The sequence below is a fragment of the Niveispirillum fermenti genome (genome assembly GCF_052474395.1).
This window is the reverse complement of record NZ_CP156681.1, coordinates 2887212-2908630: the sequence shown is the minus strand read 5'-3', so window position 1 is coordinate 2908630 and position 21419 is coordinate 2887212. Positions and strand designations below refer to the sequence as shown.

The 21419-nt window shown below is 64.2% G+C and carries 20 protein-coding genes; 13 read left to right on the top strand and 7 right to left on the bottom strand.

Annotation, left to right across the window (positions count from 1 at the left end):
- The first annotated feature begins 287 nt into the window (after positions 1-287).
- From coxB to ABC728_RS24640, 9 genes are all read left to right on the top strand, one after another.
- Entirely contained in the window at positions 288-1139 is an 852-nt protein-coding gene (coxB, locus tag ABC728_RS24680) for a cytochrome c oxidase subunit II (protein WP_445376533.1), read from the top strand.
- 24 nt (positions 1140-1163) lie between these two features.
- A complete protein-coding gene (ctaD, locus tag ABC728_RS24675) occupies positions 1164-2777 on the top strand; it encodes a cytochrome c oxidase subunit I (protein ID WP_416620065.1) in 1614 nt (537 codons plus the stop codon).
- Between the two features lie 130 nt (positions 2778-2907).
- A complete protein-coding gene (gene cyoE, locus ABC728_RS24670) occupies positions 2908-3813 on the top strand; it encodes a heme o synthase (RefSeq protein ID WP_416620066.1) in 906 nt (301 codons plus the stop codon).
- A 19-nt stretch (positions 3814-3832) separates the two neighbouring features.
- Positions 3833-4003 carry a hypothetical protein gene (locus ABC728_RS24665; protein ID WP_416620067.1) on the top strand — a complete coding sequence of 57 codons (171 nt, stop codon included), beginning with the start codon at positions 3833-3835 and terminating at the stop codon, positions 4001-4003.
- A complete protein-coding gene (locus ABC728_RS24660; RefSeq protein WP_416620068.1) occupies positions 4000-4710 on the top strand; it encodes a cytochrome c oxidase assembly protein in 711 nt (236 codons plus the stop codon). Before ABC728_RS24665 ends, ABC728_RS24660 begins: the two co-directional genes overlap by 4 nt.
- 63 nt (positions 4711-4773) lie before the next feature.
- Positions 4774-5643: a cytochrome c oxidase subunit 3 gene (locus tag ABC728_RS24655; RefSeq protein ID WP_416620069.1), complete on the top strand. Its 870-nt coding sequence runs from the start codon at positions 4774-4776 to the stop codon at positions 5641-5643.
- Positions 5644-5660: 17 nt separating this feature from the next.
- On the top strand, positions 5661-6044 hold the full coding sequence (locus ABC728_RS24650) for a DUF983 domain-containing protein (protein WP_416620070.1): 384 nt from the start codon (positions 5661-5663) through the stop codon (positions 6042-6044).
- Positions 6045-6048: 4 nt separating this feature from the next.
- Positions 6049-6780, top strand: coding sequence for an SURF1 family protein (locus tag ABC728_RS24645; RefSeq protein WP_445376532.1), 732 nt, complete (start codon positions 6049-6051; stop codon positions 6778-6780).
- Positions 6777-8267: a carboxypeptidase M32 gene (locus ABC728_RS24640; RefSeq protein WP_416620072.1), complete on the top strand. Its 1491-nt coding sequence runs from the start codon at positions 6777-6779 to the stop codon at positions 8265-8267. The genes ABC728_RS24645 and ABC728_RS24640 overlap by 4 nt, the downstream gene beginning before the upstream one ends.
- Positions 8268-8279: 12 nt before the next feature.
- Here ABC728_RS24640 and ABC728_RS24635 read toward each other — a convergent pair whose 3' ends face one another.
- Positions 8280-8729 (bottom strand): YaiI/YqxD family protein, encoded by a 450-nt coding sequence (locus tag ABC728_RS24635; RefSeq protein WP_416620164.1) that lies wholly within the window; start codon positions 8727-8729, stop codon positions 8280-8282.
- Positions 8730-9050: 321 nt separating this feature from the next.
- Between ABC728_RS24635 and ABC728_RS24630 the strand changes: the two genes are divergently transcribed.
- Positions 9051-9377, top strand: coding sequence for a YkgJ family cysteine cluster protein (locus tag ABC728_RS24630; protein ID WP_416620073.1), 327 nt, complete (start codon positions 9051-9053; stop codon positions 9375-9377).
- 48 nt (positions 9378-9425) lie between these two features.
- On the top strand, positions 9426-10364 hold the full coding sequence (locus tag ABC728_RS24625; protein WP_416620074.1) for a glycerophosphodiester phosphodiesterase: 939 nt from the start codon (positions 9426-9428) through the stop codon (positions 10362-10364).
- Between the two features lie 27 nt (positions 10365-10391).
- On the opposite strand, the gene ABC728_RS24620 is transcribed toward ABC728_RS24625, so the two are convergent.
- The 3 genes from ABC728_RS24620 to fabI all read right to left on the bottom strand — a co-directional run bounded on the left by ABC728_RS24620 (position 10392) and on the right by fabI (position 13285).
- Positions 10392-11192, bottom strand: coding sequence for a phytanoyl-CoA dioxygenase family protein (locus tag ABC728_RS24620; RefSeq protein WP_445376531.1), 801 nt, complete (start codon positions 11190-11192; stop codon positions 10392-10394).
- Between the two features lie 134 nt (positions 11193-11326).
- Positions 11327-12412, bottom strand: coding sequence for a chorismate synthase (aroC, locus tag ABC728_RS24615; protein ID WP_416620076.1), 1086 nt, complete (start codon positions 12410-12412; stop codon positions 11327-11329).
- A 6-nt stretch (positions 12413-12418) separates the two neighbouring features.
- A complete protein-coding gene (fabI, locus tag ABC728_RS24610) occupies positions 12419-13285 on the bottom strand; it encodes an enoyl-ACP reductase FabI (protein WP_416620077.1) in 867 nt (288 codons plus the stop codon).
- Positions 13286-13359: 74 nt separating this feature from the next.
- Here fabI and ABC728_RS24605 point away from each other — a divergent pair, with 74 nt between their 5' ends.
- Both ABC728_RS24605 and ABC728_RS24600 read left to right on the top strand, forming a co-directional pair.
- The gene (locus ABC728_RS24605) at positions 13360-14655 is read left to right on the top strand and encodes a YihY family inner membrane protein (protein WP_416620078.1); all 1296 of its coding nucleotides are present in this window, start codon (positions 13360-13362) and stop codon (positions 14653-14655) included.
- Between the two features lie 331 nt (positions 14656-14986).
- Positions 14987-17953 (top strand): TonB-dependent receptor domain-containing protein, encoded by a 2967-nt coding sequence (locus ABC728_RS24600; RefSeq protein WP_445376530.1) that lies wholly within the window; start codon positions 14987-14989, stop codon positions 17951-17953.
- A 196-nt stretch (positions 17954-18149) separates the two neighbouring features.
- Here the strand turns inward: ABC728_RS24600 and ABC728_RS24595 are convergent, their stop codons facing one another.
- The 3 genes from ABC728_RS24595 to ABC728_RS24585 are packed head-to-tail and all read right to left on the bottom strand — an operon-like array spanning position 18150 to position 21314.
- On the bottom strand, positions 18150-20015 hold the full coding sequence (locus tag ABC728_RS24595; RefSeq protein WP_416620080.1) for a tetratricopeptide repeat protein: 1866 nt from the start codon (positions 20013-20015) through the stop codon (positions 18150-18152).
- A gap of 22 nt (positions 20016-20037) precedes the next feature.
- Positions 20038-20778 (bottom strand): 2OG-Fe(II) oxygenase, encoded by a 741-nt coding sequence (locus tag ABC728_RS24590; protein WP_416620081.1) that lies wholly within the window; start codon positions 20776-20778, stop codon positions 20038-20040.
- A 47-nt stretch (positions 20779-20825) separates the two neighbouring features.
- Positions 20826-21314, bottom strand: a complete 489-nt coding sequence (locus ABC728_RS24585; RefSeq protein WP_416620082.1) for an RNA pyrophosphohydrolase — start codon at positions 21312-21314, stop codon at positions 20826-20828.
- Between the last annotated feature and the right edge of the window lie 105 nt (positions 21315-21419).

The following is a 21419-nucleotide window of genomic DNA, read 5'->3' as shown; positions in this document are numbered from 1 at the left end:
ATTGCCCGGGGCCGCCCTGGGGCTGCGGATACCGGACATCCTTGCCGTATGTGGGTGCTGCCTGTATGGTCTGCGACGATATGTGCGCCCCGTTGTGGTGGCGCATATGTTGTTCGTGAGCCCTGCGCGCGTGTAGTGTCCCGCCGAAACGGTTTGTTCCGTTCCGGGTCTGCGCCACACCGCGACGTTCCTGCCCACCGCCATTGGCGGGTGGTGAGGGGGATGGGCGGGCGGTCCGGCTGGCTGGAAGCGGGGGATCAACCCCGGCAACGACGAGAGTGTAAGGGATGTCTGTAAGCAAGATCGGCGCCGCTGTGACGGCCCTGTTTGTCAGCGCGATGGCCGGGGGCACGGCCTTGGCGCAGGAGGCGGCCCGGGCCATCGGGGCGCCTGTGCCCAAGCAGTTGGGCTTGCAGGAGGCGGCGTCGCCCGTGATGGAGCGGCTGCACGATTTCCACAACCTCCTGCTGTGGACCATCGTCGCCATCGCCGTGTTCGTCACGCTGCTGCTGCTGTACGTGATGATTCGCTTCAACAAGCGTGCCAACCCGGTGCCGTCGACCACGACGCATCACACCTGGCTGGAAGTGGCCTGGACCGGTATCCCTGTCCTGATCCTGCTGTTCATCGCCGTTCCGTCCTTCCGCGTCCTCTATTACATGGACAAGGCGCCGAATCCGGAGCTGACGGTGAAGATCACCGGGCACCAGTGGTACTGGAGCTTCGAGTATCCGGATCATGAGGGCTTGTTCTTCGAGTTGCGGATGATCCCCGAGGATGAGATCCAGCCCGGCCAGCTTCGTCTGCTGGAGGTTGATCAGCGCGTGATCGTGCCCGTGGGTGTCGATGTCCGCGTCCTGGTCACCGGTGCCGACGTGATCCATTCCTTCGCCATTCCGGCGTTGGGTGTGAAGAAGGATGCCGTGCCGGGTCGCCTCAACGAGACCTGGTTCAATGTCACCCGCGAGGGTGTCTATTACGGACAGTGCTCCGAGATCTGCGGCACCGGCCATGGCTATATGCCGATTGCCGTGGAAGCCGTGTCGAAGGAGCGCTTCCAGCAGTGGCTGGGCCAGCAGCAGGCCCTCAACAATAATGGCTCTGCGCCGCGTCAGGTCGCCGAAGCGGCCGCTCAGTAACGCTTCGGAAGAGAGGTAGATACCATGGGTGCTGTCACCGGGGCGCACGCCCACGATCATCACGATCACAAGCCGGGCTTCGTCGCCCGATGGTTTTTCTCGACGAACCACAAGGATATCGGCACGCTCTATATGTACTTTGCGGTGCTGGCGGGCCTGATCGGTGGCCTGTTCTCCGTGATCATGCGCCTTGAGCTGCAGGATCCGGGCATCCAGTACATGACGGCGTTTTCGGCCGATGCCGGCCAGCAGTGGAACGTGTTCATCACGGCCCACGGCCTGATCATGGTGTTCTTCGTCGTGATGCCGGCCCTGATCGGCGGCTTCGGCAACTGGTTCGTGCCGCTGATGGTCGGTGCGCCGGACATGGCATTCCCGCGCCTGAACAATATCAGCTTCTGGCTGATCGTTCCGGCCTTCCTGCTGCTGCTGGGCTCCGCCTTCGTGGGGCCCGGCGCCGGTACGGGCTGGACTGTCTATCCGCCGCTGTCGAGCCATGAATATGGCCATAGCGGACCATCGGTCGATATGGCGATCTTCGCCCTTCATCTGGCGGGTGCGTCGTCGATCCTGGGTGCCGTGAACTTCATCACCACCATCTTCAACATGCGCGCCCCGGGCATGACGCTGCACAAGATGCCGCTGTTCGTGTGGGCGATGCTTGTCACGGCCTTCCTGCTGCTGCTGTCGGTGCCCGTGCTGGGCGGCGCCATCACCATGCTGCTGACCGACCGCAATTTCGGCACGGATTTCTTCAATCCGGCCGGTGGCGGTGATCCGATCCTGTTCCAGCACCTGTTCTGGTTCTTCGGACACCCCGAAGTGTACATCATGATCCTGCCGGCCTTCGGCATCGTCTCCCACATCATCTCCACCTTCTCCAAGAAGCCGGTTTTCGGTTACCTGGGCATGGCCTATGCCATGGTCGCCATCGGCGTGGTCGGCTTCATCGTGTGGGCCCACCACATGTTCACGGTCGGCCTGTCGGTTGATACCCGCGCCTATTTCACGGCTGCCACGATGATCATCGCGGTGCCGACGGGCGTGAAGATCTTCTCATGGATCGCCACGATGTGGGGCGGGTCGATCGAATTCAAGGTGCCCATGGTCTGGGCAATCGGCTTCGTGTTCCTGTTCACCGTCGGCGGTGTGACGGGTGTCGTGCTGGCCAATGGCGGCATGGATATCGCGATGCACGACACCTATTACGTGGTGGCGCACTTCCACTATGTGCTGTCGCTGGGCGCCGTGTTCGCCATCTTCGCCGGCTACTATTACTGGATCGGCAAGATTTCGGGCCGTCAGCACCCGGCCTGGGCGGGACACCTGCATTTCTGGACGACCTTCATCGGCGTCAACCTGCTGTTCTTCCCGCAGCACTTCCTGGGGCTGGCCGGCATGGCGCGGCGCATGCCCGACTATCCGGATGCCTATCACTTCTGGAACATGGTCTCGTCCTACGGCGCCTACATCGCCTTTGCGTCGACCATCTTCTTCTGCGTGATGGCCATCTACACGATCCTCTTCGGCCGCCGCGTCGAAGGTGATTACTGGCAGACGGGTGGCACGACGCTGGAATGGACGCTGTCGTCCCCGCCGCCGTTCCACCAGTTCGAGACCCTGCCGCGCATCAAGTAAGGTCCGGACCGGGTTCCCTCCGGGGGACCCGACCCAAGTCATGGCCCGGACCGCGCGAGGGGCGACCCCCGCGCGGTTTTGCCAAGAATCAGAGTTCAGTTCCCTTAAGGTGTTTGAAGAGACCAGGATTATGACCGACGGTGTGATCGACACGCAGATCATGGACAGCCCGGCAACGGCCGGCACCGTAAGCGACTATGTGGCGCTGCTGAAACCGCGCGTCATGTCGCTGGTGGTCTTCTCCGGTTTCGCCGGCATGGTCGTGGCCCCGGGTTCGCTGCATCCCGTGCTGACCTTGGTCGCGGTGCTTTGCATTGCTTTGGCGTCCGGTGCGGCCGGCGCCATCAACATGTGGTACGACCGTGATATCGATGCGCTGATGGATCGCACGGCCAACCGTCCCATTCCGCAGGGGCGTGTGCCCGCGTCGGAGGCACTGGCCTTCGGCATCATCCTGACCATCGCCTCCGTGGCCCTGATGGGGCTGGCGCTCAACTGGGTTGCCGCAGGGCTGCTGGCCCTGGCATCGGCTTTCTATATCTTCATCTATACGATGTGGCTGAAGCGCCGGACGCCGCAGAACATCGTCATCGGCGGTGCCGCCGGGGCCTTTCCCCCGATGATCGGCTGGGCCGCGGTGACGGGTGACGTGTCGCTCGCCTCGATCGTGCTGTTCGCATTGATCTTCTTCTGGACCCCGCCGCATTTTTGGGCGCTGGCCATTTTCCGCCGGCTGGACTACCAGCACGCGGGCGTGCCGATGCTGCCCGTCGTCGCCGGGGAGGCGGAAACCAAGAAGCAGATGCTGATCTATACGCTGATCCTGCTGCCCCTGGCGGTGGTGCCCTATTTCCTGGGGATCGGTGGCCTGATCTATCTTATCGGATCGATGATCCTGGGCCTGGCCTTCGTGGGGTTGGCGATCCAGGTGTTGCGTAGCCGCGACCATAAGCCGGCCAGGCGCATGTTCACCTTTTCCATCCTCTATCTCTTCCTGTTGTTCGCGATCCTGATCGGCGAACATCTGGTGGCCTGACATGCAGGGAGCAACGGCCATGACCGAACCGCAGCAGAGCCAGCCCGTGCGTCGCCGCCATGGCGGCGATACCGAGGTCCATCGCCGTCAACGCGGCAAGAATCTGGCCGTCCTGGCGGCACTGGTGGCTTTCGTCGTCATCGTCTACGTCGTTGCCATGGTGCGCATGAGCGGGGGGACCTTCCCATGAGCGATCCCGTTCAAGGGGCGCCAACCCCGCCCGTGGTGGATGTCTCCCGCCGCAACCGGCGCATGGCCGGCGGCTTGACATTGCTGGTGGCCGGCATGGTCGGTCTGTCGTTCGCCGCGGTGCCGTTGTACGATCTGTTCTGCCGCGTCACTGGTTTCGGTGGCACCACGCAGGTGGCGCAGGAAGTGCCCGACCACATCCTGGAGCGCACCGTGACCGTGCGCTTCAACGGTGATGTGAACAATTCGATCAACTGGGCCTTCCGGCCGGAGACGACGGCCGTTGATGTGCATCTGGGCGAGGCGATGACCGTCGCCTATACGGCGCGCAATGATGAGAGCCGGCCCGTCATCGGCACAGCCACCTACAATGTCACGCCGGACAAGGCGGGGCGCTATTTCAACAAGCTGCAATGCTTCTGCTTTACCGAGCAGCGGCTGGAGCCCGGACAGTCGATCGAGATGCCGGTTTATTTCTATGTCGATCCCGCCATGGCGGACGATCCGGACATGGCCGACGTCAAGACGATCACACTGTCCTATACGTTCTTCCGTGCCGCGGATCAGAGTGCCGCGCTGCCGCCCACCCAGGGGGAGGGTGCGGCAGCCGGCGCACTGGACGCAGCGGGGGGGAAGGATTACCAAGGGTATGCTCAAGGTTCGGACAGCAAACCGCACCCTGGCGCCGCCCCCACGGACGGGTCGTAAGGCCCGAACCCGTTCTACCGCTTGAAAAGACCCAAAGTTCCTTGGTTTGAGGGAAAAAGAGAGATGGCTGACGTCAACGCCCACAGTGCTGGCGGCAATACCGGGGACGGCATTCCGCAGCCCTATCACCTGGTCAACCCGAGCCCCTGGCCGCTTCTCAGCTCCTTTGCCGCCGGCCTGCTGGCCGTGGGCGCGGTCATGCAGTTTCATGACCATGGCTGGTATCTGCTGGCTGCTGGCCTGACGGCCGTCCTGGCCTGCATGTTCGGCTGGTGGCGCGATATCGTGAAGGAGTCGGTGGTCGAAAAGGCCCATACGCCCATCGTGAAGATCGGCCTGCGTTATGGCATGTCGCTGTTCATCGCCTCGGAGGTGATGTTCTTCGCGGCCTTCTTCTGGGCCTTCTTTGACGCCTCCCTGTTCTATGGCGAAGCCATCCAGTATGGCCGCGTGGAAGCCACGGGCGGCGTGTGGCCGCCGGCCGGCATCGTGCCCTTCAACCCGTTCGACCTGCCGCTGCTGATGACTGTCATCCTGCTGCTGTCCGGCACGACGGTGACCTGGGCCCATCATGCCATGGTGGAAGGCAAGATGGACGAGGCCGCAAAGGCGCTGGGTATCACGGTGCTGCTGGGGATCGTGTTCTCCGGTTTCCAGATGTACGAATACAGCCACGCCGCGTTCGGGTTCGGCGAGAATGTCTATTCGTCCGCCTTTTTCATGGCCACGGGCTTTCATGGTTTCCACGTCTTCGTGGGCACCATCTTCCTGGCCGTCTGCTACTTCCGTACCAAGAAGGGCCATTTCACGGCCAAGAGCCATTTCGGTTTCGAGGCGGCTGCTTGGTACTGGCACTTCGTTGACGTGGTCTGGCTGTTCCTGTTCATCTCCATCTACTGGTGGGGTGCTGGCGGCCGTTGGGTCGCGCACTGATCGGGACACGCGCTTCCGTGACGGAGACGCCATCCTCCCTGCTCGGCGTGGGTTTGCGGTGCCGCTGCCCACGCTGCGGCCAGGGCGCCCTTTACGAGGGCTTCATGCGGGTCGTCGATCGCTGTTCGGTGTGTGGCCTGGAACTGGCCGCCAACGACAGCGGGGACGGCCCGGCGGTTTTTCTGATCTTTCTGCTGGGCTTCACCATCGTGCCGGCCGCACTCCTGGTGTCGCTGCGCGTGGATTGGCCCCTGTGGCTGCATGTGCTGATCTGGGGGCCGGTCATCATCGGTGCCACGGTTGGCCTGATGCGGCCGGCCAAGGCCCTGACCATCGCCTTGCAGTACCGTTATCGCCGCGACCAGTTCGACAGGGAACCGGGCGGCGGGGATGAGGGGTGATCCCATGTCAGCCCGCCGGTTCCGGCCCAGCGTGCCGGTCACCATCGCTACCCTGGTCGCTCTTGCCATCCTGATCGGACTTGGCACCTGGCAGATGGACCGGCTTGCCTGGAAGACGGACCTGATTGCTCATATCGACGCCGGATTGGCCGCAGGACCCGTCGATCTGCCGGGCGATGCCCCCGGTGCCATGGTCTGGGAGTACCGGCGCGTGCGGGTCACGGGGTACTTCCTGCATGATCATAAATCCTATATCGGCCCTCGGCTCTATACCGGTACGGACGGGCGGCAGCATCAGGGCGTCCATGTGCTGACGCCGTTGGTGCGCGCGGACGGCGCCGGGACGGTGCTGGTCGACAGGGGCTGGGTCCCGCTGGACCGGCGGGACCCGGCTACCCGTGCCGACGGGCAGGTCGTGGGGACGGTCACCGTGACCGCCATCGCGCGTGTACCCCAGGGACAGGGTTTCATGCAGCCTGACAACCGCCCCGACAAGCGTGACTTCTTCTGGCTGGATATGGGGGCGCTGGCGGCCATTGCCGGCGTGGACCGGCTGGCGCCGCTGGTTCTGCAGGCTGACGACACACCCAACCCCGGGGGCCTGCCCATCGGCGGACGCACCATCATCCAGCTCAAGAACGATCATCTTTCCTATGCGCTGACCTGGTACGGGCTGGCCTTGACGCTGGTCGGCGTCTATATCGCCTTTGGATTCCGACGTCAGGACCCGGCATGACCACGCCTCCCGCCGCCTATCTGGCGCTTGAAAGACAGTTCGCCCGCCGTGCCGGTCTGCAAGGGGCGCTGGGGATCCTGAACTGGGACAGCCGGACCATGATGCCGGCCGCATCGGCCGCGGCACGTGCCGATCAGGTGGCCGCACTGGAAGGGGCGATCCACGCGGCCCTGCTGGACCCGCGCGTGGATGACTGGCTGGACAGTGCGGCAGGGAACGCCCACCTGCTGGATGATTGGCAGCGGGCCAATCTGACCGAAATGCGTCGGGAGCATCGGCTGGCCACCGCCGTTCCGGCTGACCTGGTGGAGGCCAATGCCCGCGATGCCGCACGCTGCGAGGTGGTCTGGCGCACGGCAAAGGCCCGGAACGACTATGGGTTGTTGCTGCCGCATCTGCGTCAGGTGCTGGCCCACCAGCGGGAGATCGCGGCGGCCAATGCGGCGGTTCTGGATTGCGGCCTGTATGATGCGTTGCACGAGATTTACGAGCCCGGCAGCCGCGTGGCCGATTATGGCCCTATCTTTGATGATTATGCGGCCTTCCTGCCGGGCTTTCTGGCGGAGGTGGAGGCGGTGCAGGATCAGGAACCCGCGCCGGCACCCTTCCAGGGACTGTTCGATGTCACGGCCCAGCGTGAGCTTGTTCAGCGGCTGGCCGGTGTGCTGGGCTTTGCCGGGCGTGTGGACCAGTCGCTCCACGCCTTTTGCGGCGGTGCCACCGGGGATGTGCGCATCACGACGCGGCTGGACCCGGACAATTTCTTCAAGGCGCTGAAATCCGGCCTGCACGAGGCCGGGCACGCGCTTTACGAGATGGGCCGCCCGGCCGCCTGGGCGGCACAACCCGTTGGACTGGCGCGCGGCCTTGCCGTGCATGAAAGCCAGAGCCTGACCTTTGACATGCAGGTGGGGCGCCACCCCCGCTTTCTGGAATGGCTTGCCCCGCAATTGGCGGCGGCGTTCGGGGGACAGGGCGTCGCCTGGACGGCCGACAACCTGCGCCGCCGCTTCCGCCGGGTGGAACGCAGCTTCATCCGTGTCGATGCCGACGAGGTGACCTATCCGGCGCATGTCATCCTGCGCTGGCGGCTGGAACAGGCGCTGATCCAGGGGGCGATGGATCTGGCCGATTTACCGGATGCCTGGAATCAGGGCATGCGGGAGTTGCTGGGCATCACCCCGCCCGACACGGCCATGGGCTGTCTTCAGGATATCCATTGGCCCAGTGGCGCCTGGGGATATTTCCCGACCTATACGCTGGGTGCCATGATGGCGGCGCAACTGTTCCAGGCGGCGCTGACGGCCATGCCCGATCTTCCCGACAGGCTCGCACGGGGTGACTTCGCCGGTCTGGTCGCATGGCTGGGGGAGAATGTGCATCGTTGGGGCCGGTATCTGTCGACCCGCGACATGATGGTCCGCGCCACGGGCAAGCCGCTGGATGCCGGCATCTTCAAGGCGCATCTGCGGGCACGGTATCTGTAGGCGGGGCGCGCGTCAGCGGCCGCGCTTGACCTCGTTCGCCATCTTGTCGAGTTCCTGAAGGAAGCGGCTTTTGTCCTGCTTCGACATCGGGGCGTTGCCACCCGGCACCACCCCCATGTCGCGCAGATCCTGCATGAGCGCGCGTGAGGCCAAGGCGCCGCCAATATTGGCCGGTGTGAAGGGGCGGCCGTTGGAGCCCAGCACCTTGGCACCCTTGTCCAGGCAGCGTTTGGCAAGCTGGATGTCGGCGGTTATGGCAATGTCCCCCGGCCCGCAATGGTCGGCGATCCAGTTGTCGGCGGCATCAAAGCCGTCGGACACGACGACCAGCCGCACAAGGCCGCCGGGTGGCACGCGCAAGGGGCCGTTTGCCACCAGATGCACGGCCATGCCATAGCGTTCCGCCACGCGAAATGTCTCCTCCTTCACGGGGCAGGCGTCGGCATCGATGAAGATTTCCAGCATGGGGCCAAGTCCGTTGGGTCGATTGCCATGCCTGTACCGGCGGTGGACATGTTTCACCGTCAGTACGGCGGCGACTGCCGCCGCGCCATTTCTGCGGCGCAGCCTTTGCCCACGCATGCAGGCGTCGGCGATGGAAGGGCTTTGGAAAGCGTGTCCATCAGAGTCACGTTCCCAAACCGCTGCCGTCATAGCAAATACAGGCACCTCAGGCACAGCGGAAACGCCGTGCAGGGGTGGGGCCAAACGACGAACTCCCCCCTTGCCAACCACCGGGCGTCTCCGTCAAAACCAGATACCTTTGCCTGCCAAGACCCCATCATGGACCCGCTGGACGATCCACCGCCCTTCACCTGCCAGGATTGCGGCGCCTGCTGCGCCTATGCGGCCGATTGGCCACGTTTCACGCTGGAGGAGGACGCCGATATCGACCGCATTCCAGTGGCAATGGTGGCCCCGGACGGATCGGGTATGGGGTGGACGGGAACGCGCTGCACCGCCTTGCAGGGGGAGGTCGGCAAGACCACATCCTGTTCCATCTATGCCGACCGGCCGTTGGTCTGCCGTGATTGTGTGGCAGGGGACGAGGCCTGTCTGATGGCGCGGGAGCGGTACGGGTTGCCGCTGACGATTGCCATGAAAGCGTAATGGCCGGGCCTTAGGTCGGTCGCCGCCATCAAGGGAGATCGCCAGCCCATGCGCCTGCTGTTGCTGCTGCTGTCCGCCGTCCTGGTCGCTGCCTCCGGGGCTTCCGCCTTCGATCTTCAGGCCCATCGGGGCGGGCGTGCGTTGTGGCCGGAGAATACGCTGCCTGCCTTCGCCATGGCTCTGGACCTGGGCGTGGACACGCTGGAACTCGATCTCGGCGTGACGCGGGACGGGCATCTGATCATCGCCCATGACCCGCATGTTCCGGTCGATCTGGCGCGCGGTCCGGACGGCTCCTGGGTGGAAGGGGCGCAGCCTGCCTGGTACGACCTGACCCTGGCGCAGGCCCAAACCTACGATGTTGGCCGCATCCGCCCCGGCACCTCATATGCCGAGCGGTTCGCCAGCCAACAGCCCATCGACGGAACGCGCGTCCCGACCTTGGCCGCGCTTTTCGATCTGGTCCGGGCGCGCGGGGATGAAAAGGTCCGCTTCAATATCGAAACGAAGATCGATCCGACGCCGCCGGGCGACACGGTCGACCCCGATCGTTTCGCCCGCCTGCTGGTTGATGCCGTGCAGCAGGCCGGCCTGTCGGATCGCGTGACCATCCAGAGCTTTGACTGGCGCACATTGCAGGGGGTGCGCGACATCGCCCCCGGCATCCGCACCGCCTATCTGACCATCGTCACCCCTGAAGAGGGCAATGTCAGCCTGGAGGGAACCAGCCCCTGGACGGCCGGCTTCGACCCTGTTCGCTATGGCGGCAGCCTGCCGGCGGCGATTCGGGCGGCCGGCGGCACCATCTGGTCGCCTTATTATCCCAACCTGACGCCGAAGATGGTGAAGGAGGCGCAGGGGATGGGCCTGCAGGTCGTGCCATGGACGGTGAACGGGGAGGCCGAGATGCGGCAACTGGTTGAGTGGGGAGTCGACGGGTTGATCACCGACGACCCGGCCTTGGCAAGGCATGTGCTGGGGCGCTGAGGCTTGCTGCATCCCGCGGAAGCGGTTTCAGAAGCCGCGTGCTGGGTCCCCGGCGGGGCGTTGCAGCCAGTTGCCGGCCGGATAGGCACAGGCCCCGTCCACGACATGCACCGCGTAGGCATGGCGAGACAGGTCGGACCGGTTGGGTCCGGACAGGTGCGGCAGCAACCCATGCAGCAGGATCAGCGTGCCGCGGGCCGCTTCCAGCGGCACATAGCCGTTTTCCGGGGTGCAGTCGGGCCAGGTCCGGTCATCCAGTACCGTCATCCCGACCCCGCCATCGGCCGTCCGGCTGAAACGTTTCCGCAGCCCGTCGCGATGGCCGCCGGGCCGGGCCCACATGCAGCCATTCTCCAGGGTCGCGTCCTGTATCGCGAACCAAAGGCCGACGACGCTCATGGGCTCGGTATAGAGAAAGGTGCTGTCCTGGTGACACACGACCTCGCCACCGATGCGGGGCTGTTTGAAGATATACATGGACTGCATCAGCAGCGGTTGCGACAGGCCGATGTCGCGCATGATCACACTCAGGCGCGCATCCCGGGAAAAACGGTCGAAAAGGGCGTCCCGGTCATGCAGGGCATGGCCGATCTTGTTGATCGACAGATGCTTGTCCTGGCGCAGCCGCCCTTCGGCATCGAATGCCTCCTCCTCGAAGAAGAAGCGGATATCGTCGCCGGAGGACAGGAAATAGTCGTCGGACGTCTTCTGCTGGTCGACCGTGGAGAAGATGGAGGCGTGCGCGTCGGCATCGAACCCGTCCACCAGCGTCGCTGCCCGTGCCATCAGCGCATCACAATCCGCCGCCGATGCGAATCCGGGCAGCATGAGGAAACCATCTCGGTGATAGGCGGCGATCTGGTCGGGCGAAAGACAGGACATCGGCGGACGGGCCACGGGCTGGAAATGACCCGCAATCCTAGTCCCGCCGGTCGCTGCTTGAAAAGGGGCGGGAGCGCGGGTCATTGTCCCAGGGCGCGGGCCCGCAGGAAATGGTCGGCCAGCACGACGGCCATCATCGCCTCGCCCACGGGCACGGCGCGGATACCGACGCAGGGATCGTGTCGTCCCCGGGTCAGGACCTCCGTCTCCTGTCCTTCCAAATCCACCGTCTGCCGTGGTGTCAGGATGGAACTGGTCGGTTTCACCGCGAAACGGACGATAATATCCTGCCCCGTGGAGATACCGCCCAGGATGCCACCGGCATTGTTGGACAGGAAGACCGGCTTGCCGTCCGGGCCGGCGCGCATCTGATCGGCATTTTCTTCCCCGGTCAGGCAGGCCGCGTCGAAACCGGCACCGATCTCCACGCCCTTGACGGCGTTGATGCTCATCATGGCGCAAGCCAGGTCACTGTCGAGCTTGTCGTAAAGTGGTTCCCCCCAGCCGGCGGGCACGCCGGAGGCCACCACCTCGATCACGGCGCCGACCGAGGAACCGGCCTTGCGCACTACATCCAGATAGTCGGCCCAGGCCGCCGCGGTATCCGCGTCGGGGCAGAAGAAGGGGTTCCGGTCGACCTCTGCCCAGTCCCAGCGGGACCGGTCGATCTTGTGTGGTCCCATCTGCACCATGGCGGCGCGGATGGTGACGGGGCCGCCCGGCACGGTTTCCAGCACGCGCCTCGCCACGGCACCGGCCGCCACGCGGCTGGCGGTTTCCCGGGCCGATGACCGGCCGCCGCCGCGATAGTCGCGGATGCCGTACTTCGCCTGATAGGTGTAGTCGGCATGGCCGGGGCGGAACTTGTCCTTGATATCCCCGTAATCCTTCGACCGCTGGTCCTCATTCTCGATGAACAGCATGACCGGCGTGCCGGTCGTCCGCCCCTCAAACGTGCCAGACTTGATTTGCACCCGGTCCGGCTCGCGCCGCTGGGTGACATACTTGTTCTGTCCGGGCTTGCGCTTGTCCAGGAAGCCCTGGATGAAAGCCTCGTCCAGGGCAAGGCGCGACGGCACCCCGTCCACGATACAGCCGATGGCAGGGCCATGGCTTTCGCCGAAGGTGGTGAACCGGAACAGGGTGCCGAAGCTGTTGCCCGCCATTTACGCTCAGCCCTCGCCCATGCCGGCCAGCAGCTTGCCCGTCTCCACGGCGGCATCCACCTGCACCATGCCGACCGTGTGATAGCCGCTGTCGACATGCAGGTTTTCACCCGTCACACCGCTGCCCAGGTCGGACAGCAGGAACAGGCCGGCATTGCCGACCTCGTTGATGGTGACGTTGCGGCGCAGCGGCGCGTTCAACTCGTTCCATTTCAGGATATAGCGGAAATCGCCGATGCCACTGGCAGCCAGCGTCTTGATGGGGCCGGCAGAGATGGAATTGACGCGGATGCCCTGCGGCCCCAGATCGTTGGCCAGATACTTGACGCTGGCTTCCAGGGCGGCCTTGGCCACGCCCATGACATTATAATGCGGCATGACCTTTTCCGCCCCATAGTAGGAGAGCGTCAGCAGGCTGCCGCCTTCCTTCATCAAGGGCACGGCGCGCTGGGAAACGGCGGTGAAGGAATAGCAGGAGATGTCCAGGCTTTTCAGGAAATTGGCGCGGCTGGTATTGAGATAGAGGCCGTCCAGTTCGTTCTTGTCGGAAAAGGCGATGGCATGAACCACGAAGTCCAGGCCGCCCCACTTCTCGGCGATCGTCGCAAAGGCCGCATCGATGCTGGCCTCGTCCGTCACGTCGCAGGGCAGCAGGATATCGGAACCGGCCTGCTCGGCCAGCGGCTTCACGCGCTTCAGCAACGCATCGCCCTGATAGGTGAAAGCCAGTTGCGCCCCATGCTGGGCTGCGACCTGCGCGATGCCCCAGGCGATGGAACGGTCGTTGGCGACACCCATGATAAGGCCGCGCTTGCCGGCCATCAGGCCGTTCTGCACCGGGCTGCTGCTTTGGGTCGGGGCGCTGTTCGTCATTTGCTTCTCTCCGCCATGGCCGGTCGGCCATAATTGGCGGGCATCCTACACGAACGGAAATGAGGGTCAAACGCATGCGGGGCGGGGCAGGGTTTTCGGACTGGGTGAAGCGGGGCGTGCCCCGGCCGGTGCGCGACGGGGGAACCATCCTCATGCATGCCGCACGGCGGTTCGTGCGTGACAACGGCTTCAACGCCGCCAGTTCGCTCACCTACACGACGCTGCTGGCGCTGGTTCCTCTGCTGACCGTCATCTTTGCCATCTTCACGGCCTTTCCGGCCTTCCGGCGACTGCGCCAGCAGGCGGAGGACATGCTTTTCCAAAGTCTGGTGCCGCAGGTGGGTGACCAGATCCAGTCCTATGCGGCGGAGTTCGTCACCAAGGCGGGGGCCTTGACCGGATTCGGGGTCATCGGTCTGTCGGTGACGGCGATCCTGCTGTTCTTCTCCATCGAAGGGGCCCTGAATGCCATCTGGCGGGCGGTGGAACCGCGTCCCATGCTGACGCGGCTGCTGTCCTTCTGGGCGGTTCTGACCATGACGCCGCTGCTGCTGGGGGCCAGCCTGTCGCTGGGTATCGGCGCGATGGCCCAGGTCAAGGCGGACAGCGCCCCGGGCCTGGCCATGCTGCTGTCGCTGATCCCGTTCATCTGCGAGGCGGCGGCCTTCACCTTGATGTATGTGGCCATCCCCAACCGCGAGGTTGCCTGGAAGGACGCGCTGGCGGGCGGCGTCGTCGCCGCCCTGGCAACGGAGCTGGCCAAGACTGGATTCGCCTTCTATCTGGCCCTGTTCCCCACTTATGAGGCGATCTACGGGGCCTTGTCGGTCATCCCGATCTTCCTTCTCTGGCTTTACACCTTGTGGTCGGTCGTGCTGTTCGGTGCGGAGCTGACGGCATCGCTGCCTGAATGGCGGTCCGGGCGCCTGCACGGTGATATCGACGGAATCGGGGACCGATTGCCGCCGGCGCAGCGCTTCGTTGTGGCGCTGGGGGTCATCGACGTGCTGCATCAGGCCAGCAGCCACGGCCTGGGCCTGCGGCGTGAGGGAATCGCCCGGCGCGTGCCGGTGGGGGCATCGGTCATCGACAATATGCTGGAAACCCTGCGTGGGGTCCGCTGGGTGGAGCGCACGTCCCGCGGTGCTTGGGTCCTAAGCCGGGACATCCACAGGTTGACCCTGTGTGACCTGCACCATGCCCTGGACCTTGCGATTCGCGGTGATCTGGAGATCGTGGGCCGTTTTTCGCCCGCTTGGCTACCCGCGGTGGCCGGTATGATCGAAAATGCCGAACAGGCGACCCGCGATCATCTGAATGTTACAATAGCAACAATTCTTGCGTCGCAAAATGATCGGGAAGGGGCGTGACGCCCTCTGAATGGCGGATACAAAGGTGTTACACGCCTGCACCGCCCGCCCCCCCGCCGATCCGGGGGTGTTCCGCGGATTCCCCGCGCTGCGGACGGTATCAGTGCAAAGATGCAACGGTGGCGGCAATGTTGAGTCACCATTGTGAAACACCTATTGCAAGCGCGAGAGATTAGATTGTTATTTGCGGGCAGCAGCTATGCGGCTCGTCCGGCCTACTGGCTTCCAGGAAAGGGCAGGGGCGGGTGGCTTCGGCGCTGATCAGTGTCCGGAGCCTGGGGCAACCCCATCGGTGTCCATCAAAGGGCACCAGGAAAAGGGAAAGAGATAGATGAAGCAGTCCGTATATTCCGCGCGATCGATCCGCAGCTTCCTGATGGCTGGCGCTGCGGTCGGCGCCGCCATGACCGCCGTCCCGGCGTTCGCCCAGGATCAGACCCAGATCGAAGAAATCGTGGTGACCGGTTCGCGCATCGCGCGCGCCGATTACATGGCGAACAGCCCGATCACCACCGTCAGCGCCGAGGCTTTTGCGAACACCGGTTCGCTGACGCCGGAAGCCCTGCTGAACCAGCTGCCGCAGGTGGTGCCCGACGTGACGACCACGTCGAACAACCCCTCGGCCGGTGGTCAGGCCCGCGTCAACCTGCGCGGCCTTGGTGCCAACCGTAACCTGGTGCTGGTCAACGGCCGCCGTCCGACCCCGTCGGGCGCTGCCGGTATCGTCGACGTGAACACCATCCCGTCCGCTCTGGTGGAGCGCGTGGAAGTGGTGTCCGGCGGTGCGTCCGCCGTGTACGGCGCCGACGCCGTCGCCGGTGTTGTCAACTTCATCCTGAAGCGCGACTTCGAGGGTGCCGAGGCCGATGCCCAGTACGGCATCTCCGATCGTGGCGACGCCGAGGAATATTCCGGCACGCTGACCGTGGGCGGCAACTTCGCCGATGGCCGTGGCAACGTGGCCGTTTCGGTCAACTACGCCAAGCGCGCGCAGATGGGCAAGGGCGCCCGTTCCTATTCCGCCCAGGCCACCAGCACGACGTCGTTCTTCCCGATGTCGACCTATGTGCCGATCGGCACGAACGCGCCGACGCAGGCCGCGGTCGATGCGCTGTTCGGTTCCTATGGCGTCGGCGCCGGTCTGGTGTCCCGCACCGGCACCTTCGCTTTCAACACGGACAAGAGCCTGTTCGCCGTCGGTAATTCCAGCGCGGCGTTCGACGTGCAGAACTACCGTGGTGAGATCGACGACACCGTCGCGCAGAACTTCTTCCCCGACTTCTACAGCTTCAACTTCGAGCCGCAGAACAACCTGATCCTGCCGCTGGAGCGTATGTCGGTCAATTCCGTCGCCCATTACAAGCTGACGGACGCGATCGAGGTCTATGCCCAGACCAGCTTCACGAACTACAATGCGACGACGGCCCTGGCTTCCAGCCCGGCGCCGACGACCAGCAACATCACCAACCCGGCCGCTGGCGCGTTCTTCACCGTTCCGGTGACCAACCCGTTCCTGTCGGCCGACCTGCGTGCCCTGCTGGCCTCTCGTACGGGTGACTCGCCGGTCCTCCCCGGTTCCGGCGCGGACGAAGACTTCCTGATGCGTACGCGCTTCACGGGTCTCGGGCCTCGCGTTTCCACCTATTCCAACAATGTCTATCAGGTTCTGGGCGGCTTCCGCGGCCAGCTTGAGAATGGTTGGAACTGGGATATCTACGGCGCCCATGGCCGTGTCGACCTGACCGAGCGTCAGGATGGCAACGCTTCGGTGACCGCCGTTGAGCGTCTGCTGGATGCCGCCGATGGTGGTGCCTCGCTGTGCGCCGGCGGCCTGGACATCTTCGGCTCGCAGAACATCTCCGACGAATGCGCCGCCTATATCGGCGTGACGGCGAAGAACACCACCACCATCAAGCATGACGTGGCCGAATTCACCCTGTCAGGCGACTTCGACGACATGTTCACGCTGCCGGCCGGTTCCGTCGGCTTCGCGGTTGGTGGTCTGTATTGGAAGCAGAGCTACGAGTTCGTTCCCGACTCGGTGCTGGCGACCGGCGACGTTGCCGGCTTCAATGCCCAGCAGCCGCTGGCCGGTTCGGTGGACAACAAGGATCTCTACGCTGAAATCCTGATCCCGATCCTGTCCGACCTGCCGGGCGTCCAGGCCTTCAACATCACCGGTGGTTATCGTTACTCCGATCACTCCGCTGCGAACACCTTCAGCAGCTACAAGATCGAGAGTGACTGGACCATCATCGATCAGCTCCGCCTGCGCGGTGGTTATCAGCGCGCTGTCCGCGCGCCGAACATCAACGAGCTGTACCAGCCGCAGAACGACGACAACCCGCAGGGTAACGATCCCTGCGATATCGGCAGCGCGGCCCGTACCGGCCCGAACGCCGCCCAGGTCCGTCAGCTCTGCCAGGCAACCGGTATTGCTTCGGCGGTGATCGACAGCTACACGCAGATGAACTCCCAGTACTCGGCGCTGACCGGTGGTAACCCGAACCTGTCGGAAGAAACCGCCGACACGTTCACGATCGGCGCCGTCATCACCTCGCCGTTCAACTCGCCGGCCTTCGATCGTTTCTCGCTGTCGGTCGACTATTACAACATCAAGATCAAGGACGCGATCGGCTCCATCGACGCGCCGACGACCGTCAACCGCTGCTATGACCCGGCTTACAACCCGGACTTCTCGGCCTCCAACCCGTACTGCACGGCCTTCGTTCGTGACGCCACCGGCGCCCCCGACGAGATCCAGCAGTTCGTTCGCAACCTGTCGACCATCAAGACGGCCGGCGTTGACGTTCAGGTCGATTATGGCTTCGAACTGCCGAACGACGCGGGTGACCTGAGCTTCAACATGCTCGTGTCGTGGCTCGACAAGTTTGACGAGCAGATCGCGCCGGGCGACGCCTTCGAGCGTTATGCCGGCTCCATCGGTGACGAAATCGGCGACGCCCTGCCGGAATGGAAGGGCACGCTGATGACGACCTACAGCCAGGAGAGCTATGCGGTCTCCCTGCGTACCCGGTACATCCACAAGATGGACCACAAGTACAACCGCAACGGTGTCGATCCGACGGGTTCGGAGCCGGGCGTGAAGGCCACCTGGTACTTCGATCTGCTGGGTCGTCTGCAGGTCACCGACGGCGTCACCCTGCGCGCCGGCGTGAACAACCTGTTCGACCAGCAGCCGCGCCTGTATCCGAGCAACGTGCAGGCCGGTACCGATCCGTCGGTCTATGACGTTGTCGGCCGCCGCTTCTTCGTCGGCATGAACGCCCGGTTCTAATCGCGAAGACGGTACCGGTTCGCGGGATCGGGGGATGGTGGCTTCGGCCATCATCTTCCGGCCCGGCGATCCTTGCAGGTCCGAAGGCGCAAGCTGGACGGCCGGCATGACGAATTGAAAACGGCCCCGTTTCTGCGGGGCCGTTTTTTTATTTGCGGGCTTTCGGTTTGGCTGTCCGCCCCGCCGATGGCGGGTGTCAGGACGGGGCGAGGTCGAAGGCGATCGTGGTCCTGTATTCCGGACCCGAAAACGGGTTGGTCCCATGCCAGAAATAGGAAGGGAACAGGACCAGCAATCCTTCGTCGGGCTGGATGGTTCGGGCGGGCGTACGCAGACCGGGCAGAAACGGTGGCACGCCGAACCGCAACCAGCCTTCCTGCCGCGACTGGTCACGGCAGGAAGGCGGCACCTCTATATAATAGACGCCGCTGATCCAGCCCGCCGGATGGATATGGTCGGTATGGAAACCCTGATCATGCAGACGGGACGACCATGAACCCACGAAGGAGAGATCCGCCCGCCTGAGATCGGCCCGCCCTGGCCGTGACAGGAATGGATGACCATCCTCCGCTGGCAGAACCGCTTGATAATCTTTCACGGCCTGCGTGATCATCTGCTGCAACTGACGCAGCGCCAGGGGCTGATCCTGCCGGTCGAACAGGTTCTCCGATGTCTGGGTGCCGTGCCGCAGGGTCTGGTCGATCGGGGCGAGGCTGGTTGTCCGGTGAAGCGCGTCCAGTGTTTCCAGCAGGGTGCGGTTGAAATCCGGCATCGAGCCGTGCCCGTCCGGGACCGGCAACCGGATGGGGCGCACGAACCGGTCATAGTCGTTCAGCACGTTCAGGGCCGCATGGTCGCCCAGCAGGCCGAGAGCCAGCCCGCGCATGGCCAGTGCCGTCTGATCGCTGCCATCCAGGCCGAGGGCGCGGGAGGTGGCGGGCAGGGCGGTATCAGGCTGGCCAAGCCGTAACGCTGCCTCTGCCAGACCGTTCAGGGGGGCGCCCGATCCGGGGTCCAGGGCGGTCGCACGGTCAAAGGCCGTCAAGGCCTCCGCGGGCCGCTGGAGCCGTAGCATCAGGTTGCCGAAGGCGGTGAAGACCGCGGCCCGGTCGGGTGCCTTTCCCATCAGGGACCGGAATTCCGCTTCCGCCTCATCGTGGTGCCCGAACTCGGCCAGCGCTTCGGCAATCAGCAGCATGGCATCTGGGGAATCCGGCATCTGCTGACGCAACAACTCGTAGGAGGCCAGAACCTCCTCCGTCCGCCCCGTGCGCCAGAGCAGCTTGGACAGGTTCGTATGAATGTCCCTGTCCAGGATATTCAGCGTCAAGGCATGGCGATAGGCATGGATGGCCTCGTCGGGGCGGTTGAGGGCGGACAGGCAGTTGCCCAGGTTCAACCAGCTTTCCCAGTGCCGTGGGTCCTGGGCCAGCGACTGGCGGTAATGGGTTTCGGCGTCATGGAACCGGCCCCGATGTTTCAGGACCAGTCCCAGATTCATATGCGCACGGGCCGAGTGGGGCAGCAGCTGCAGGGCGCGGCGCAGACTGGCCTCAGCGTCGTCAAGACGCTTCAACTGCAACAGCGTCACACCGCGATTGACCAATGCCGGCACATGATCGGGTGTCAGCGCCAGGGCCCGATCCAGGCTGGCCAACGCATCCGGATGGCGGCCCAGCATGCCCAAAGCCTTGGCGCGGTTGAACCAGGCATCGCGATAATCGGCCCGGATGCGGACCGCCCGGTCATATTCAGCCAGCGCCCCCGCCGCATCGCCACGGTCCAGCAGGAGATTGCCGAGATTGTTATGCACATGCGGCTGGTTGGCGGCGGCCGCGATCGACCGGCGCATCCAGTCCTCTGCTTCCGCCGGACGGCCTGCGGCCTTGGCGGTCAGGCCCAGAAGCTGCAGCGCATCGGGGTGCGAGGGGTGCAGCCGCAGAACGGCCTTGAAGCAATCCGCCGCCACGGATAGCTGTCCGGCCCGGTGTGCCGCCATGCCCTGCTGGATCAGCCGCATGATGTCGGCCTGACGATTATTCTGGATCGGTGGCCGTGTCACGGGGGGCGTTCCTTCCTGCCGGTCAGGTCGCGTCCCGCAGCCAGCCCGTGATCCCGTAGCGCCCGGCGGCGGCGAACGGGGTCACATAGCTGACATGGTGCCAACTGGGCACATAGAACAGGTTGAGGGTGTTATAGGCCGGCATGAAGCCGTCGATGACATTGCCGTCATCGTCGGTGAATTCCAGGATGCCGCCCCATTCGGTCCGCCAGACGGGCGTCATGTTGAGCACATAGGCCATCCGCCGGCCCTTGGTCCGATAATCGCCATCGGTATGGCGGGCCAGGAAATGACCGTTGCGGAACAGGGTCGCCTGCGCATCGGTCATGGCGATGCTGTCCACGCCGGAGATTTCGCGGATGAAATCCAGGAATTCCGGACTGTTGAAGAATTCCACGAACCGGAACACATAAAGATCGGGCGCGATCTTCTTATCCAGCAGGTCCCAGATCGGGTAATTCTCGTATAAGGACTGGTATCCGTCCCGGGCCCTGTCGATGACAAACTGTGTCAGCCATTGATGGTGGGCTGGCGTCATGGCCGCCACCTGGGTGGGGTGCAGGGCATGAACCTTCTGGTCCCCCTCGCTGAAGATCGTATTCCAGGGCACCTGTTTGCTGAGGCATTCGTAAAGGGCGTCTGCAACGGGCTTCGGGAAGATGTTCTTCACCTGCGCACGCCGGCCGGCCTGCAACGCCCGGCCGATCGCCGGCCGGTCCAGGGAGGGGTTCAGGTGGATCGCTGGATGTTTCTGACTGTTCATGGAAAGCGAAACCTGCAAAGGGACGGGGCGTGGCGGGGGCGGCCGGGTCAGCCCGGCACGGCCATATGGCCCAGTTCCGCCACCACCTGCTCATAGGTTGCCCGTTTGAAGGGCACAATGAGCCGTGTCAATTCGTTGATCGGCACCCATTGCCAGGCGTCGAATTCCGGATGCTGTGTGGCGATGTCGATATCGGCATCGCTGCCCGTGAACCGGCAGGCCACCCATTTCTGTGTCTGGCCGCGATAGCGGCCGCCCCACACCTTGCCGACCAGATGCGGCGGCAGGTCATAGGAAAGCCATTGCGTGCTTTCGGCCAGAATTTCCGCCTTGGCCGTGCCGATTTCCTCCTCCAGTTCGCGCAGGGCGGCCATGGCCGGTGTTTCCCCGTCGTCGATGCCGCCCTGGGGCATTTGCCAGGCGCCAGGGGTGTCGGTGCGTTTGGCGACGAAGATATGGCCATCGCGATTGATCAGCATGATGCCGACGCAGGGGCGATAGGGAAGGCTGGCGGGATCGGTCTTGTGTTTGGACATGGCGGGATGTTTTCCGGATCGCGGTGCTTTATCGTTGCTACCGTGAGCCTAGCGCAGCCAAGCCCCCCGCGTCACCTGCCGCAATGCCAACGGGACAGGGGGTGG

Bases quoted from the DNA above. Each gene is read 5' to 3' on its own strand.
- coxB (WP_445376533.1), top strand. From the start codon at position 288: ATGTCTGTAAGCAAGATCGGCGCCGCTGTGACGGCCCTGTTTGTCAGC.
- ctaD (WP_416620065.1), top strand. From the start codon at position 1,164: ATGGGTGCTGTCACCGGGGCGCACGCCCACGATCATCACGATCACAAG.
- cyoE (WP_416620066.1), top strand. From the start codon at position 2,908: ATGACCGACGGTGTGATCGACACGCAGATCATGGACAGCCCGGCAACG.
- ABC728_RS24665 (WP_416620067.1), top strand. From the start codon at position 3,833: ATGACCGAACCGCAGCAGAGCCAGCCCGTGCGTCGCCGCCATGGCGGC.
- ABC728_RS24660 (WP_416620068.1), top strand. From the start codon at position 4,000: ATGAGCGATCCCGTTCAAGGGGCGCCAACCCCGCCCGTGGTGGATGTC.
- ABC728_RS24655 (WP_416620069.1), top strand. From the start codon at position 4,774: ATGGCTGACGTCAACGCCCACAGTGCTGGCGGCAATACCGGGGACGGC.
- ABC728_RS24645 (WP_445376532.1), top strand. From the start codon at position 6,049: ATGTCAGCCCGCCGGTTCCGGCCCAGCGTGCCGGTCACCATCGCTACC.
- ABC728_RS24640 (WP_416620072.1), top strand. From the start codon at position 6,777: ATGACCACGCCTCCCGCCGCCTATCTGGCGCTTGAAAGACAGTTCGCC.
- ABC728_RS24630 (WP_416620073.1), top strand. From the start codon at position 9,051: ATGGACCCGCTGGACGATCCACCGCCCTTCACCTGCCAGGATTGCGGC.
- ABC728_RS24625 (WP_416620074.1), top strand. From the start codon at position 9,426: ATGCGCCTGCTGTTGCTGCTGCTGTCCGCCGTCCTGGTCGCTGCCTCC.
- ABC728_RS24620 (WP_445376531.1), bottom strand. From the start codon at position 11,192: ATGCTGCCCGGATTCGCATCGGCGGCGGATTGTGATGCGCTGATGGCA.
- aroC (WP_416620076.1), bottom strand. From the start codon at position 12,412: ATGGCGGGCAACAGCTTCGGCACCCTGTTCCGGTTCACCACCTTCGGC.
- fabI (WP_416620077.1), bottom strand. From the start codon at position 13,285: ATGACGAACAGCGCCCCGACCCAAAGCAGCAGCCCGGTGCAGAACGGC.
- ABC728_RS24605 (WP_416620078.1), top strand. From the start codon at position 13,360: ATGCGGGGCGGGGCAGGGTTTTCGGACTGGGTGAAGCGGGGCGTGCCC.
- ABC728_RS24600 (WP_445376530.1), top strand. From the start codon at position 14,987: ATGAAGCAGTCCGTATATTCCGCGCGATCGATCCGCAGCTTCCTGATG.
- ABC728_RS24590 (WP_416620081.1), bottom strand. From the start codon at position 20,778: ATGAACAGTCAGAAACATCCAGCGATCCACCTGAACCCCTCCCTGGAC.
- ABC728_RS24585 (WP_416620082.1), bottom strand. From the start codon at position 21,314: ATGTCCAAACACAAGACCGATCCCGCCAGCCTTCCCTATCGCCCCTGC.